Consider the following 14,957-nt stretch of genomic DNA (forward strand, 5'->3'; position numbering starts at 1 on the left):
CATCGGGTGCAGTTTCTCTTGATACTTTGACCTTGATGATACGTAACACAAGGGCATTTGTCTGAACGGGCACCAGAAAAATGTGCGTTTGCGCACGTGTTGCGTCACGGATCCGGCAGCCTGGGTCTCAACTGGCCTTGTTGTTTACACTTTTACGCAGCCAGATCAAGGCATTATGAGCAAGCCAGGCCTCGCGACTCTGGAGCGCATAGAGCGCGGCCTCGTCGCGACTTCCCCCCTGCCAGTGACGGGGCTCCTGCTTGGGCAGCCTGCGCTGGCCCAGCAGGGTGGCGGGCACATGGGGGTTGGCGTCAAGGGCGGCGGCCAGATGGGGCTGCGCCGCCTGCTCGCCTTGGGTGGCAAACACCATCAGCGCCTTGTTGTAGCGCAGCCAGCAGGAGGCTTCATTGAAGCGCACCAGCAGGCCCTGCAGGGCGGCCCAATCCCCTTGCCAGGCATAGAGGCTGGAGAGGGGATGACGACAGCCGGGCTCGTCGGCCTGACAACGCTCGAGCAAGGCCAGGTATGCGTGGCGCGCCTGCTCCTGCTGCCCCAGTCGCAGCAGGCAATCGGCCCGGCCCGCCTGGGCCGCGATCAGCGGACGGGCCTCTGGCGCGTGCCAGCCGCGGCCTGCGTGTTGCTGCCAGAAGGCCTCGTCGAACAGGGCGCTGGCATCGGCAATGATGCGGTCAAACCAGGAGAGACGGGCGAGGGGATCGCGGCACTGCGCCGCCTGCTCGAACCACTGCTGCCACTGGCGGGTCTGCTCGTTGTCGAGAAGCGGTTCTTCTTCATGCTGCGCCCCATCCTGATCCAGGGTCAGCAGGAGGTTGAGGGCTGTCTTCATCTGCTGGCGCTGCCGCTTGCAAAAATCGAGGAAGGGCAGCTCGCTGGCCGCGGCCTGGTGCAGCATCTGGGCCATGGGTCTGTCACGGAACAGGCAGAGCTCGGCCACCAGGCTGAAGCGGTAGCGGGTGGCGGGATCGTTCAGATCCGTCGGCGTGGGCCAGCGGGCCACTCCCTGACTGAAGCCGTAGCTCCACTGACCGAGGGGGTGGCTCTGCTCGAAGACCTGCTCCGGGGTCTCGCTAGAGAGGCGGCACTGGCTCGGCAGGGCCAGCTGGGCGTCGTCGGCCTGGGCCTCCAGCTCGGCGATCAGGTGATGCAGCGCCTCGGCACTCTTCTCGTCCTGGGCTGTGTCATGGGGCAGCAGCCCGGCCAGCGGATCTTGCCAGTCAGGGGCGGTCGGCCCCGTCAGGCGGGCGCAGAGGAAGCCATGCAGGGCCGGGTAACTCATGTCCTGCTGGCTGTGGCTCTGGATCCATTGATTGAGTTGACGGGTACGAGTGGCTGGGTTCATCGACGCTTCCTCTGGATTGGACGGCCGCGAAGTCTACCTAAAAGTGGGGTTATTTGCAGCCAAGGGGCGACCGAGTGCTGCTATTATCGCCAGTACGGGGGCGCCCGGAAGTGAAAATCCTGCGCGGGAACGGGCAAGGGACTAGGTCCTGTCACGGCTCTGGGGTAACATGCGCGCCTGCATGAAAAACCTGAGCCCTTGTCCTCCCTCAGCCGGCGACAGGGGCGATGCGCACTATTACGGGCCATGAACTGCAGGCCCATCCGGATATTGAAAGAAGAGATCACCATGTTACAGATTGGCAAGATGAACACCCTCACCGTCGTTGAGCTCGAAGACAGAGGCGCCTGGCTGGCCGCGGGGGAATATGGCGAGCTGCTGTTGCCCAGGCGTCAGCTGCCGGAAGGCGTCGCCGAAGATGGCGAGGTGTCCGTCTTTCTCTATCTGGACGCGGATTGTGAGCCGGTGATCACCACCGACAAGCCCTTTGCCATGGTGGGTGACATCGTGGGCCTCAAGGTGGTCAACGCCAACAAGATCGGTGCCTTCCTCGACTGGGGCATGAAAAAGGATCTGTTCGTGCCAAGCCGCGAGCAGAACAAGCCGATGCAGGTGGGCCATGTCTACCTGGTGCACCTGATGCTGGACAACGAGGGGCGCATGGTGGGCACCAGCCGCCTGGAGCGCTTCCTGCGCGTCGATCCCCCCTTCAAGGCCGGTGACGAGGTGACTGCGCTGCCGGGGGAACATACCCCCCTCGGCATCAAGGCCGTGGTCAATGGCCAGTACTCCGGCATGCTGTTCAAGAACGAGGTGTTCGGCCGCCTGATGACGGGTCGACCGCTGACCGCCTGGGTCAAGCAGGTCCGTGAGGATGGCAAGCTGGATCTGACCCTGCAAAAACCGGGGCAGGATCGGATGGATGATGCCGGCGGCCGTATTCTCACCCGCCTGCAGAAGCAGGGCGGCAGCCTGGCGGTGGGGGACAAGAGCGAACCCGAGCTCATCTACAAGATGTTCAACATGAGCAAGGGCACCTTCAAGAAGGCCATCGGCGGGCTCTACAAGCAGGGCAAGATCGTCATCGAAGACAACTGCATCACGCTGGTCGCCGCACAGACCGGCTCGGCGCAGGACGGCGAATAAGGTGCCGAGTCCCTGCATCGGCGACTGCCGGGCCAAGGACGGGCTCTGTCTCGGTTGCGGCCGCACCCTGACCGAGATAGGCCAGTGGTCCGCCATGGACAGCGAGGCCCAGCTGGCCCGCATGGCCGAGCTGGATGGCACGCGCCGCACCCACCAGTGCCCGGGATGCGGCGAGCCGGCGTTTTGCGCCGTCTCCGCCGGTGAACCCATAGCGCGTTGCTGGTGCAGCCAGCTGCCCGCGCTGCCCATGAGCGAGGCGAGCGCCTGCTGGTGCCGCCGCTGTCTGGCCAAGGCCATCGCGGCTCGCCCCTGAAGGGATGAACCGCAGAGACGAAAAAGGCGCCAGGGGCGCCTTTTCTTATGCCTGTTGCTGGCGGTGCCAGCGAACATGGACCTCGTGTTCGCTCTGATCCCGCGGCAGCAGGAAGGTGGCGTAGATCACCTCGAACTCCTCCTGATGATCCAGCAAGCCGACCCACACCTCGGCCCAACGCTCCATGTCGACCGGCACACCGAGCTCGGTCGACCAGTCGGCGTTGGGCAGGGTCGCCTCGACGGCGCCACGCTGCTCGAATTCGAGGGTGATGTCGACGATTTGTTCGGGGGCCAGCATGTCGGCGGCCTGCTCCAGAAACTGATCATAGGCCCACTCGACCAGCTGATCCGGGCTACGTTGTTCCATGAAATCACTCCAGATACGTCCAGGTTCGCCACTTTACCAATTATTGGGGATGGCGGCCAGCGCGTGAGGCCGGCAATCCCGTGCTGTCAAATGGCCGAAACAGGGGATAAGGTTAACAGAGCCGCCGCCATCCGGCGGCATCAAGAGGCATGTGGGCAGCATGAAGCGACGACAGCACAGGCGGCAGATCAAGCGGCGACGGGAGACCTGGTGGTGGCACTATCTGCCGCTGCACCGGGAGGTCGTTGGCGGCCATCTGGGGCCGGCCTCCGATCCCGTCGACGAACCTAATCGGTCTCGTGTACCCGGTTCAGGGTGATCTGACCGAGTTGTCCCATCTGACGGCGGATCCAGGCCGAGCGCTGCTGCACATAGGGCGAGGGGGGCTTGACCCGGTAGCGCCAGGGATTGGGCAGGGCGGCGGCCAGCAAGGAGGCCTCGTAGCGGGTCAGGCGCGCCGCCGGTTTGCCGAAGTAGTGCCTGGCGGCGGCCTCGGCGCCATAGATGCCGGGCCCGAACTCCACTATGTTCAGGTACACCTCGAGGATGCGGGACTTGTCCCAGCCCAGCTCCATCAGCAGGGTGAACCAGGCCTCTATCCCCTTGCGCAGGAAGCTGCGATCGCTCCACATGAAGAGGTTCTTCGCCGTCTGCTGGCTCAGGGTGCTGGCGCCGCGCACCCGCCGGCTCTGCTGGTTGTGCTTGAGGGCCGAGCTGATGGCCTCCATGTCGAAGCCGTTGTGATCGGCGAAGCGCTGATCCTCGGCGGCGATCACCGCCAGCTGCAACTCCCGCGAAATGCGCTCGAGCGGCACCCAGTCGTGCTTGACCTGGGCCACCTTGGCGGGCGGAAACAGGGCCCGCTCGAGGCGCCAGGTCCACATGGGAGGATCGATGAAGCGCAGCAGCGCCACCGAGACGATGGAGCTGACCAGCGCCGCCAGCAGCAGCTTGCCGAGCCAGCCCAGCAGGCGGCGCCAGCGCGTCGGTCTCACGGGCTCAGGCTCTGAGTCCCACTCATAGTGACCGGGATCGTCGGGATCCGGAATTATTGGGGCAGCCATTCGATGTGGCAGAACTTCTCGTCGACACGGCGGGAGAGCAGCATGCGGGCGAACAGGTGCTCATACTCCTGCTCGGCATTGCCAAGGCCAACCCAGATCTCGGCGTATTCGGCATCGCTCACGGCAAACCCCACGTCCGCTTCCCAGTCATCGGCGGGGTCGGTCTCCGCCAGCAGACCGCGGTCGTTGAACGCCTGGTTGAACAGGGCTATCTCCTGCTCTGGCAGGTTGTCCGAGGCCAGCTCCATGAAGAGTTCGAGGGCGGTATCGAGCAGTTCCTCGACGCTGTGCATTTCGTCATTCAAAGGCATAAGAGCTGTGTTCCAGATGAGAGGGAGAGGTCCCGTCGGCAGGGCCGAGGGGGCGGGCAGTATTCTAGCTGGCCCCGCACGCCTTGGCGAGATGCCTCTGCGCCAGGCAATAAAAAACCGGATCCTGACAAAGGATCCGGTCTTCACTGGGGAAAAGGGTCACGCATGGGGCGTCAGCTCATCCCTTCTTCTGGTCGTCGGCGAAGGTGATGTTGAGCTCTAGCACCGACAGCTCGTCACTCTTCTGATCGAGCTGGACGGTGATCTTGTCCGGATCGATCTGCACATATTTACGGATCACGTCGAGGATATCCTGCTTGAGCTGGGGCAGGTAATCCGGCCCCCCTCTGGATGAACGCTCGTGAGCAACGATGATCTGCAACCGCTCTTTGGCCAGTTGTGCGGTGTTCTGTTTCTTGTTGGAACGAAAATAATCCAATAATGACATGTTTAACTCCCGAACAGTCGGCTAAAGAAGCCCTTCTTCTCTTCTTCCAGAAAACGAAAATCCTTGGTATCGCCCAGCAGGCGTGCGACGGCGTCCTCATAGGCCTGACCGGCATCGGACTCCTTGTCCAGAATGACCGGCTCTCCCGAGTTGGAGGCGCGCAGCACCGCCTGGGACTCCGGGATCACCCCGAGTAGTTTGATGGCCAGGATCTCCTGCACATCCTGCACGCTCAGCATGTCGCCACGGCTGACGCGGGTCGGGCAGTAGCGGGTCAGCAACAGGTGCTCCTTGATGGGGTCCTCCCCGCGCTCGGCGCGACGGGACTTGGAGGCCAGGATGCCGAGGATGCGGTCGGAGTCACGCACGGAAGAGACTTCCGGGTTGGTGGTGACGATGGCCTCGTCGGCGAAGTAGAGCGCCATCAGGGCGCCAGACTCGATGCCGGCGGGGGAGTCGCAGACGATGTAGTCAAACTTCATCTCCGCCAGCTGATCCAGGATCTTCTCGACCCCTTCACGGGTCAGGGCGTCCTTGTCCCGGGTCTGGGAGGCGGGCAGGATGAAGAGGTTTTCCGAGCGCTTGTCCTTGATGAGGGCCTGGTTGAGGTTGGCCTCACCGTTGATCACGTTGACGAAGTCATACACCACGCGCCGCTCGCAGCCCATGATGAGATCCAGGTTTCGCAGGCCAATGTCAAAATCGATGACCACTGTCTTGTGGCCACGCTGGGCCAAGCCGGTGCTCAGGGCCGCGCTGGTTGTGGTCTTGCCAACGCCACCTTTGCCCGATGTAACGACTATGATTCGCGCCATTCTCGCTTCCTTGTAACTCTATTTGATGCGGTCTATTCGGAGTTGTTCGTTGTCCAGCCGGATATGGACTGGCTCTTGTATCAGGCCTGCCGGCAGTGCGTCGCTGAGCTGGAAGGTGCCCGCGATGGAGAGCAGCTCGGCCTGCAATTGCTGGCAGTAAATGCGGGCAAGGGGATTGCCCTTGGCCCCCGCGATGGCTCGGCCACGCAGGGCGCCATAAATATGGATGCTGTCGTCGGCGATGACTTCGGCGCCAGGACTCACCGAGCCCAGCACCACCAGGGAGGTGCCGGCAGCATAGATCTGCTGGCCGGAGCGCACCGGCCCGACGTGGACCTTGCTCGGCTCCAGGGGGGCCTGAATCGGGGCGACCGGTGCCACCTCAACGGGTTCAGGCGCTGGCGCCACAGGCTCGGGGTCGGCCTTGCGGCTCTTGCCCGACACCATGACGGCCAGCCCGGCCGCCTTGGCCGCCGTCTTCATCACCTCATCCCGCGCCCCCGTGATGCCGACCAGCACGAAATCTTCCGACTCGACCAGCTCCCTGAGCTGCTCGAAATCGGGGATCTCGCTGAGGCGCTCCACATTGAGGACGAGGGGGGCACAATTAAAAAACTGGGGAGCCTGCGCGACCTTGGCCTCCAGCAGTTGTCGGATCCGGTCCGGATTGCCATCGCTGAGATGCAACACAGAAATAGTGAAGGTGGTCCCTTTCAATTCGTTATCGCGTTCAACCATGAATCTTCCCCGAACCGAGACGGTAATACGTTATTGTTATTCAATTCCTGATGTTATAGTTTGCCACCACCAGAGGCAATGAACCCGTCGGATTATATCAATTTCCATGTTGTGTGCAGTCTATAAAAGTCGCAAAAAAGCCGAGACCTATCTCTTTATTGAAAGAAGAGAGGACTTTTCCCGTGTGCCAGAGGCACTGATGAGTACCTTCGGACGCCCCGAGCTGGTCTTGATGACCAAGCTGGACCCGGCCAAGCCCCTGGGGATCGCCTCCACCGAGCGGGTGATGGCGGCCTTGCAGAGCCAGGGCTTCTACCTGCAGGTGCCCCCGCCACCGGAAAATCTGCTGGAGCAGCACAAGGCACAAATAAAGGGCACCCGCTGATGCAGGGTCGGCTGGCACTGTTATTGTTGAGCGCACTATTAAGTGCGCCCCTGCAGGCTGGCGTCGATTTTGACCATTATGTGACGAGTCTCAAACAGCAGGCTTTGGCGGCCGGCATCCAGCCTGCGACGGTAACGGCCGCCTTTGCCGATATTCGCCTCATCGAGGCGGCCATCAAGCACGACAAAAATCAGCCGGAATTCAAACTGACCCTGGATTCCTATATTCCCCGCGCCGTGCCCCAATGGAAAGTCAAGCAAGCCCGGGCCTTATATCGCCAGCATCTGCCGCTGCTCACGAAAATAGGTGATGAATATGGGGTGCAGCCCCGTTTTATTGTCGCCTTGTGGGGCATAGAAACCAATTTCGGCAAACTCACCGGTAATTTCCCGCTGATCTCCTCCCTGGCGACCCTGGCTTGGGAAGGGCGACGGGAAGCCTTCTTCAAGGAGCAGCTGTTCGATGCCCTGCGCATCATAGAGCAGGGGCACGTGAGCCCCGCCGCCTTCAAGGGCTCCTGGGCGGGTGCCATGGGGCAGGTGCAGTTCATGCCCTCGTCCTTCCTCAAATACGCGGTCGATCAGGACGGGGATGGCAGGAAGGATCTGTGGGGCAATCTCGCGGATGTGTTTGGATCGGCAGCCAATTATCTGCACCAGAACGGTTGGCGCGAGGATCAGACCTGGGGCCGGCGGGTGAGGGTGCCTGACGCCCTCAATCCTGCCCTGTTCGGGCTGGAGCAGCGCAAGCCGCTGTCGGCCTGGCAAGCTCTCGGGGTGCGGCAACTGGACGGCTCGCCGCTGCCGAAGGTCGATATGCAGGCCTCCCTCATCCGGCCCGATGACGTCCATGGCCGCAGTTATCTTGCCTATGACAATTATCGGGTGCTGCGCCACTGGAACCGCTCCCCCTATTTCGTGGTGGCGGTCGGCACCCTGGCGGATCGGATAGTGGAATAAAAGTGGAATAAAAGCGGAGTCAGAGCGGGAAAGGAGCGAAACAGGATGGCGGGGCAGGTCGCCGAACAAGATAGCAAAATTATCCCTTCAAGCTATGACATCCTGACGGATGAGCCTATCCCATCTGAATGAAATGCCCCTTCCTCCTTATTCTTCATGTCAGTGCGTCAGCCCTTGAGAAAATTCACAGACAAAAAAAGGCGGGAATTTCTCCCGCCTTGTTTGCATCTGCTGTCTGCCGCTTATTCGCAGGCAACCTGCATCACCTTGATGGCCAGGCCACCGCGGGAGGTCTCACGGTACTTAGAGTCCATGTCCTTGCCGGTGATGTACATGGTCTCGATCACCTTGTCCAGGGAGACACGGGGCTTGGAGGTACGACGCAGGGCCATGCGCGAGGAGTTGACCGCCTTCATGGCGGCGATGGCGTTGCGCTCGATGCAGGGCACCTGTACCTGGCCGGCGACCGGATCGCAGGTCAGACCCAGGTTGTGCTCCATGCCGATCTCGGCCGCTTCACACACCTGCTCCGGGCTGCCGCCCATGAGCTCGGTCAAGCCGGCGGCGGCCATGGAGCAGGAGACACCCACTTCACCCTGGCAACCCACTTCGGCACCGGAGATGGAAGCGTTCATCTTGTAGAGCATGCCGACGGCGGCGGCGGCCAGGTAGAAGCGGGTGTATTCGTCGCGGCCGACCGGCTGGATGAACTTGTCGTAGTAGGCCAGCACGGCCGGGATGATGCCCGCGGCGCCATTGGTCGGAGCCGTGACGACGCGGCCACCGGCGGCGTTCTCTTCACTCACCGCCAGGGCGAACATGTTGACCCAGTCAACGATGCTCATGGGGTCGTTGGAGAGATGCTCGTTGGTGGTCAGCTGACGGTAGAGGGGAGCGGCACGGCGCGGCACCCGCAGCGGACCGGCCAGGACACCCTCGGTTCGGCAGCCGCGCTCTATCCCTTCACGCATGGTGGTCCAGATCTTGCCGAGCTTCTTGTAGATCTCTTCCGGGGTGTTGAAGCACTTCTCGTTCTCCAGCATCAGGGCGGAGATGGAGAGGCCGGTCTGGCCGCAGTGGGCGAGCAGCTCGGCGGCGCTCTTGAAGGGGTAGTTGACGGTCATGTCGCCGCTGTCGGCCTTGCCGAAGCTCTCTTCGTCGACGATGAAGCCGCCGCCGATGGAGTAATAGGTCTTGCTGTAGATGGCCTCGTCTTCGATGAAGGCGGTCAGCTTCATGCCGTTCTCGTGCAGGGGCAGGGCCTCGTCATGGAACACCATGGCGCCTTTCGGGAAGCTGACGGTGTGGCAGTGCAGGCCGATGGGCAGGCGACCGGTCTGCTCGACCCGGGAGATGAATTCAGGAATGCCGTCGATGTCGACATTTTCCGGCAGGTTACCCGCCAGCCCCATGATGATGGCGGTGTCGGTGTGGTGGCCTTTGCCGGTCCAGGAGAGGGAGCCATAGACGTCAACCTGGATCCGGGTGATGTCACGGATCTTGCCGCTAGCACGCAGATCATCCACGAACTGTTTGGCTGCTTTCATCGGGCCGACAGTGTGGGAAGAGGAGGGGCCAACACCGATTTTGAAGATATCAAAAACGCTGATCATGTAACAATTACCTCAGGGTAGAAGGGGGCGCCATGCCCGCTCGCAGAAAGGGTGATCCATGGGACGGGTCTGTCGTCACAAAGGCCAGGAAACCAGATAACCGCAGTGTAACGGCTTCCTACCTAAAAAAAGTTGAAATAGATCTATTTTTGTTGAATTGACGGCGCGAGTATAAAATTTATTTTGATGGTTATCCATTTTGTTAAGCGCAAGGCAAACGTTTTGCGAAAAAATACCCGGCCAGGCCGGGTATCTGAGGGTCATCTGAGATCGTTTTTACCCAGGCTTAACATTCGGTGATGTTGACGGCGAGGCCGCCGCGGGCTGTCTCCTTGTACTTGGTCTTCATGTCGTTGCCGGTTTCCCACATGGTCCTGATCACCTTGTCCAGCGACACCTTGTGCTCGCCTGTGCCACGCAGGGCGAGGCGGGCGGCATTGATCGCCTTGACCGCTCCCATGGCGTTGCGCTCGATGCAGGGCACCTGCACCAGGCCGCCGATGGGATCGCACGTCAAACCTAAGTTGTGCTCCATGCCGATCTCGGCGGCGTTCTCGACCACGGCCGGGCTGCCGCCCAGCAGTTCGGCCAGGGCACCGGCGGCCATGGAGCAGGCGACCCCCACTTCTCCCTGACAACCCACTTCGGCCCCCGACAGGGAGGCGTTCTTCTTGTACAAGATGCCGATGGCGGCGGCGGTGAGGAAGTACTGCATCAGCAGCTCGTCATCCACCTTGCGCACGAAGCGATCGTAATAGTGCAGCACGGCGGGGATGATGCCGGCGGCGCCGTTGGTAGGGGCGGTCACCACCCGGCCACCGGCGGCATTCTCCTCGTTGACGGCCAGGGCAAACAGGTCCACCCACTCCATCACCATCAGGGGATCCTTGTTGAAGTTGGTCTCGCCGCAGAGCTGGCGATAGAGGGCCGGGGCGCGGCGCTTCACCTTGAGCCCCCCCGGCAACACCCCCTCGCTCCTGCAACCGCGCTCGACGCAGCCCTGCATCGCCTGCCAGATCTTGCGCAGGCCCGCCTTTATCTCGGCTTCGCTGCGAAACACCTTCTCATTGGCCAGCATCAGCCCCGAGATGGAGAGGCCGCTCTCCTGGCAGTGGGCCAGCAGTTGGGCCCCGCTCTCGAAGGGGTAGGGGACGGGATGGGCGGCATCGAAGCGGGCGGCCTCTTCCCGGGCGTTGGCGAAGTGGCTCTCCTCTATGATGAAGCCGCCCCCGATGGAGTAGTAGGTCTGCTCGAACAGCAGGGTGTCGCCCTCATAGGCGCGCAGCGTCATGCCGTTGGAGTGGGCGGGCAGGGTCTTGCGCCGATTGAAGAGGATGGCGCCGACGCGGGGGAACTCGCTCGGTTGCTCCCCCCCCAGACGCAGGGTCTGGCTGTGCTCCACCTGAGCGAGGAAGGCAGGGATGGCCTCGATGTCCACGGATTCGGGTTCGAAGCCCGCCAGCCCCAGGATGATGGCCTTGCCGGTGCCATGACCCTTGCCGGTCTGGCCTAGGGAGCCGTAGCACTCGACCACGACGCGCCCGGTGCGGGAGAGGAGTGCGCTCTGCTTGAGGGTATGCACGAAGGCGCAGGCTGCCCGCATCGGCCCCACTGTGTGGGAGGAGGAGGGACCAATCCCGATGGAAAACAGGTCGAAGACACTGATCATGACGTACTCCGATTATGGATTTCGTCTAAACATTGTAAATTTTTTGTAGTCGATGAAAAGGGGGGAAGCGACAGCCTGTGATGGCGGTGTGGAAATGGGGCAAAACAGGGGGATCAGGGGCGCCAGGAGGAGCGGATCGGCATCTCATGGCACCCCTGCGGGGCTATCAGTCGAGGAACTCGCACAGATAGGCGGTGGCTGTCTTCACTTCCAGCTTGAAGGAGGAGTGACCGGCCACGTCGAAGGACTCGCCCTGATGGTAGCTGTGCCATTCGTCTTCATCGGCCAGCTGGATGCGAAGGACACCCTTGACCACCGTCATCCGCTCCGGGGCGGCGGTGTTGAACTGGTACTCGCCCGCTTCCATCACGCCGACCGTGGCTTTCTCGCCTTTTTGCTCGAAACCGATGGATTTAACATTTCCGTCAAAATATTCGTTAACTTTCAGCATCTTTTCTTCCCTGTATGCACGTTTGCAGAGCCAAAGTAGCACATTATTTTGGCCATTGTCATGGTGAAACAGGGAAAAAACAGTGAGTTTCTTGTGGGTCTCAACTTTGTGAAAAACCATAAAAATTCGTTTCGTTCAGGGATCCCGATGTTAAACGGGTAATAAATATGAGATAAAGCGCGCCGCCAGAGCAATGGAGAGGATTTGACGCTCTGGGTGGTCATTTACGCTGCAAAAGTGTGAGTAATTGCTTAATAAAGGAACATTCTGTGTTGACAAAAGGATTAATTAAAAATATCGGCCTCCAGGTCGTGGTCGCCATGATCCTGGGGGCGCTGGTGGGTGCCCTCATGGGTGAGCAGGCGACCGTCTTCGCACCCCTGGGTACGCTCTTCATCCAGCTGATCAAGATGCTGGTGATCCCGCTGGTGGCGGTCGCCATCCTGTCCGGGGCCGCCAATCTGGGGGCCAGCCCGGCCGCGGGCAAGATAGGGGTGACCACGCTCGCCTTCTTCCTCGGTACCTCCGCCCTGGCGGTGCTGCTGGCGCTGGTGATGGGTCAAGTCTTCAAGCCCGGTGTCGGGGTCGATTTCGGCTCCACTGCCGCCATGTTCTCCGGTGACTACGCCGACAAGGGCGCCCTGCCGGATGCCGTGGCTACCCTGCTTGGGATGATCCCGACCAATGTGTTCAGTGCCCTGAACGAGGCGAACATACTGCAGATCCTGGTGTTCTGTATGTTCCTCGGCATCGCCCTGGCCAAGCAGCCCCGCGAGCGCGCCAAGCCGCTGGTGGATGGCCTCAACACCCTGGTGGACGCCTTCGTCTGGATGATCAACAAGGTGATGCTGATAGCCCCCATCGGGGTCTTCGGCCTGATGGCCGATGCCATCGGCACCTATGGCTTCGACGTGCTGACCCTGGTGCTCAAGCTGTTCGTGGTCTATGTCGCCGCCATCCTCATCTTCGGCTTCGTGGTCTACCCGATGCTGATCGCCTTCTTCTCCAACACGCCGGTACGCAAGTACTTCTCGGCGATGAAGAAGCCGCAGATAGTGGCCTTCTCCACCGCCTCGTCCATGGCGACCCTGCCGGTCAACATGGAGACCTGCGAGCACGATCTGAAGGTGACCAACGCCACCGCCTCCTTCGTGCTGCCGCTGGGTGCCACCATCAACATGAGCGGTAACGCCATCTATTACGGTCTGGTGGCCATCTTCTTCGCCCAGGTCTACAACATCGATCTCACCATGGGCGCCTGGGCGGCCATCATAGTCACCTCGACCCTGGGTGCCATCGGCCAGGCCGGCGTGCCGGGCCCGAGCTTCCTGGTGGTGGCCGTGCTGCTGGCGGCCGGCATTCCCATCGAGGGGCTGCCGCTGTTGTTCGCGCTGGATCGCCTGTTCGACATGATCCGTACCGCCCTCAACATCACCGGCGATGCGGCTTGCGCCATCATAGTCGATCGCTACAGCCCGGATTACGATCCGAATCGCTGGAGCAAGGAAGCCTGAGACCAGGCCCACTGCCATGAATGACAAGAGGGAGGCGCAAGCCTCCCTCTTTTTATTTGCCTCGGATTGGAATTGTCGGCCGACTCAGGGAGTCAGCTGGCCCAGTGCCTGCCGGCAGCGCTGCTCGGCCGCCTCCAGCTCCAGCAAGACCATCTGGATGTCTTCCAGCTGCTGCTGCAGCGTCTCCCGCTTGTCGGCCACCAGCCCCAGCATGGTCTGCAACTGGGAGCGGCTGCTCTTGTCCGCGTCATAGAGATCGAACAGCTCCCGGATGTCCGCGAGGCTGAAGCCCAGCCGTTTGCCACGCAAGGTCAGCTTGAGGCGCACCCTGTCCTGGCGGCTGTAGATCCGGGTCTGTCCCTGGCGCGTCGGGTTCAGCAGGCCCTGATCCTCGTAGAAGCGGATACTGCGGGTGGTCACATCGAATTCACGGGCCAGCTCGCTGATGCTGAAGGTCCGGGCGTCATCCTTGGATTTGGTCATAGGGCTGTCTTGGCTGTCATCTGGTTGTCAATGCAGGCTGGCACCTTACCCAAACGTCAACTTCCCCGCAAGTCTTGTTCCGGGGACGGCGGCGGCATATGTTATCCCAATGTAACAAGGAGAGTGCGATTGATGGATATAGTGATTGTGGCGGCCAAACGTACCCCCATGGGGGCCTTTCAGGGGGCCTTGAGCGCCTTGAGTGCACCCGAGCTCGGCGCCTGCTCCATCCGCGCCGCCCTGGCGGCGGCCGGAATAGACCCAGCCCGGGTCGATGAGGTCTATCTGGGCAATGTGCTGAGCGCCGGGGTCGGGCAGGCACCGGCCCGCCAGGCGGCGCTCAGGGCCGGGCTGCCGGACAGGGTGCCCTGCACCACCGTCAACAAGGTGTGCGGCTCCGGCATGAAGGCGGTGATGCTGGCGGCAGACGGGCTGCGGCTGGGGGAGGTGGATGTGGTGGTGGCGGGCGGCATGGAGAGCATGAGCCGGGCCCCCTATCTGCTGGACAAGGCGCGCAGCGGTTTTCGCATGGGCCACCAGAGCGTGCTGGATCACATGTTCCTCGACGGCTTGCAGGATGCCTACGAGGGCCACCTGATGGGCCACTACGCCCAGCTGAGCGCGGACAGGGCCGGGTTGACCCGGGCCGACATGGATGCCTTCGCCATCGCCTCCCTGGAGCGGGCCCTGGCGGCGCAGCGAAGCGGCGCCTTCGGGGCCGAGCTGGCGCCCGTGATGGCCGGGGACACCCTGCTGCTGGCCGACGACGAGCAACCGGGCAAGGCCAGGCCCGACAAGATACCGACCCTGAAACCAGCCTTCAGCAAGATGGGCACCATCACGGCGGCCAATGCCAGCTCCATCTCGGACGGGGCGGCGGCACTGGTGCTGATGCGGGCCGAGACCGCCGAGAGTCTGGGCTTGCCCGTGCTGGCCAGGGTGGTGGGCTACCAGAGCCATGCCGCCCTGCCGGCGGAGTTTACCAGCGCCCCCGTGGGGGCCATCGACAAGCTGCTGGCCAGGGTGGGCTGGTCGGTGGAGGAGGTGGATCTGTTCGAGGTGAACGAGGCCTTTGCCATGGTGAGCATGCTGGCCATGGCGGGGTGCCAGATCCCCCATCACAAGCTGAACGTGAACGGAGGCGCCTGCGCCCTGGGCCATCCCCTGGGGGCGAGCGGTGCCCGCATCCTGGTCACCCTGATCCATGCCCTGCAGGCGCGGGGCCTGCGGCGAGGGGTGGCGAGCCTGTGCATCGGCGGCGGGGAGGCGACCGCCATGGCCATCGAACTGGGCTGAAAAGTTTCCCCCGACGGCGCTGG

Annotated in this window: 17 protein-coding genes; 6 read left to right on the forward strand and 11 right to left on the reverse strand. The window is 62.1% G+C overall.

Features of this window, described 5'->3' with window-relative positions; genetic code table 11:
- Positions 1 to 127 precede the first annotated feature (127 nt).
- Complete coding sequence (locus ACWPWQ_RS06055) at positions 128 to 1,360, reverse strand: UPF0149 family protein (RefSeq protein WP_454009266.1); 1,233 nt, start codon at positions 1,358 to 1,360, stop codon at positions 128 to 130.
- Positions 1,361 to 1,630: 270 nt separating this feature from the next.
- On the opposite strand from ACWPWQ_RS06055, the gene ACWPWQ_RS06060 reads away from it, so the two are divergent.
- Together ACWPWQ_RS06060 and ACWPWQ_RS06065 are read left to right on the forward strand one after the other, a co-directional pair.
- Positions 1,631 to 2,506, forward strand: coding sequence for a CvfB family protein (locus tag ACWPWQ_RS06060; protein WP_218409845.1), 876 nt, complete (start codon positions 1,631 to 1,633; stop codon positions 2,504 to 2,506).
- 1 nt (position 2,507) lies between these two features.
- Positions 2,508 to 2,819: a DUF1289 domain-containing protein gene (locus tag ACWPWQ_RS06065; protein WP_139438362.1), complete on the forward strand. Its 312-nt coding sequence runs from the start codon at positions 2,508 to 2,510 to the stop codon at positions 2,817 to 2,819.
- Between the two features lie 45 nt (positions 2,820 to 2,864).
- Here ACWPWQ_RS06065 and ACWPWQ_RS06070 read toward each other — a convergent pair whose 3' ends face one another.
- From ACWPWQ_RS06070 to minC, 6 genes are all read right to left on the reverse strand, one after another.
- On the reverse strand, positions 2,865 to 3,188 hold the full coding sequence (locus ACWPWQ_RS06070) for an HI1450 family dsDNA-mimic protein (RefSeq protein ID WP_005331685.1): 324 nt from the start codon (positions 3,186 to 3,188) through the stop codon (positions 2,865 to 2,867).
- A 287-nt stretch (positions 3,189 to 3,475) separates the two neighbouring features.
- Entirely contained in the window at positions 3,476 to 4,183 is a 708-nt protein-coding gene (mtgA, locus tag ACWPWQ_RS06075) for a monofunctional biosynthetic peptidoglycan transglycosylase (RefSeq protein WP_454009301.1), read from the reverse strand.
- A 53-nt stretch (positions 4,184 to 4,236) separates the two neighbouring features.
- Entirely contained in the window at positions 4,237 to 4,563 is a 327-nt protein-coding gene (locus ACWPWQ_RS06080; RefSeq protein ID WP_202045519.1) for an HI1450 family dsDNA-mimic protein, read from the reverse strand.
- A 178-nt stretch (positions 4,564 to 4,741) separates the two neighbouring features.
- Positions 4,742 to 5,011 (reverse strand): cell division topological specificity factor MinE, encoded by a 270-nt coding sequence (minE, locus tag ACWPWQ_RS06085; RefSeq protein WP_010674646.1) that lies wholly within the window; start codon positions 5,009 to 5,011, stop codon positions 4,742 to 4,744.
- 2 nt (positions 5,012 to 5,013) lie between these two features.
- Complete coding sequence (gene minD / locus ACWPWQ_RS06090) at positions 5,014 to 5,826, reverse strand: septum site-determining protein MinD (RefSeq protein ID WP_005331693.1); 813 nt, start codon at positions 5,824 to 5,826, stop codon at positions 5,014 to 5,016.
- Positions 5,827 to 5,844: 18 nt separating this feature from the next.
- A complete protein-coding gene (gene minC, locus ACWPWQ_RS06095; protein ID WP_454009267.1) occupies positions 5,845 to 6,564 on the reverse strand; it encodes a septum site-determining protein MinC in 720 nt (239 codons plus the stop codon).
- Between the two features lie 106 nt (positions 6,565 to 6,670).
- On the opposite strand from minC, the gene ACWPWQ_RS06100 reads away from it, so the two are divergent.
- Both ACWPWQ_RS06100 and ACWPWQ_RS06105 read left to right on the forward strand, forming a co-directional pair.
- A complete protein-coding gene (locus ACWPWQ_RS06100) occupies positions 6,671 to 6,949 on the forward strand; it encodes a YcgL domain-containing protein (RefSeq protein WP_139438357.1) in 279 nt (92 codons plus the stop codon).
- Positions 6,949 to 7,908 (forward strand): lytic murein transglycosylase, encoded by a 960-nt coding sequence (locus ACWPWQ_RS06105; protein WP_454009268.1) that lies wholly within the window; start codon positions 6,949 to 6,951, stop codon positions 7,906 to 7,908. Before ACWPWQ_RS06100 ends, ACWPWQ_RS06105 begins: the two co-directional genes overlap by 1 nt.
- Before the next feature lie 242 nt (positions 7,909 to 8,150).
- Here the strand turns inward: ACWPWQ_RS06105 and ACWPWQ_RS06110 are convergent, their stop codons facing one another.
- The 3 genes from ACWPWQ_RS06110 to ppnP form a co-directional block, all read right to left on the reverse strand.
- Complete coding sequence (locus tag ACWPWQ_RS06110; RefSeq protein WP_025326890.1) at positions 8,151 to 9,521, reverse strand: L-serine ammonia-lyase; 1,371 nt, start codon at positions 9,519 to 9,521, stop codon at positions 8,151 to 8,153.
- A gap of 286 nt (positions 9,522 to 9,807) precedes the next feature.
- Positions 9,808 to 11,190 (reverse strand): L-serine ammonia-lyase, encoded by a 1,383-nt coding sequence (locus tag ACWPWQ_RS06115; protein ID WP_429159591.1) that lies wholly within the window; start codon positions 11,188 to 11,190, stop codon positions 9,808 to 9,810.
- Between the two features lie 166 nt (positions 11,191 to 11,356).
- Complete coding sequence (gene ppnP / locus ACWPWQ_RS06120) at positions 11,357 to 11,641, reverse strand: pyrimidine/purine nucleoside phosphorylase (protein WP_162519273.1); 285 nt, start codon at positions 11,639 to 11,641, stop codon at positions 11,357 to 11,359.
- A 269-nt stretch (positions 11,642 to 11,910) separates the two neighbouring features.
- Here ppnP and ACWPWQ_RS06125 point away from each other — a divergent pair, with 269 nt between their 5' ends.
- Positions 11,911 to 13,155, forward strand: a complete 1,245-nt coding sequence (locus ACWPWQ_RS06125; protein WP_454009269.1) for a dicarboxylate/amino acid:cation symporter — start codon at positions 11,911 to 11,913, stop codon at positions 13,153 to 13,155.
- A gap of 84 nt (positions 13,156 to 13,239) precedes the next feature.
- Here ACWPWQ_RS06125 and ACWPWQ_RS06130 read toward each other — a convergent pair whose 3' ends face one another.
- The gene (locus ACWPWQ_RS06130) at positions 13,240 to 13,638 is read right to left on the reverse strand and encodes a MerR family transcriptional regulator (protein ID WP_005325128.1); all 399 of its coding nucleotides are present in this window, start codon (positions 13,636 to 13,638) and stop codon (positions 13,240 to 13,242) included.
- A gap of 132 nt (positions 13,639 to 13,770) precedes the next feature.
- Between ACWPWQ_RS06130 and ACWPWQ_RS06135 the strand changes: the two genes are divergently transcribed.
- Positions 13,771 to 14,934: a thiolase family protein gene (locus tag ACWPWQ_RS06135; RefSeq protein WP_454009270.1), complete on the forward strand. Its 1,164-nt coding sequence runs from the start codon at positions 13,771 to 13,773 to the stop codon at positions 14,932 to 14,934.
- Positions 14,935 to 14,957: the final 23 nt, after the last annotated feature.

This window comes from Aeromonas sp. Marseille-Q7275, from assembly GCF_965119515.1.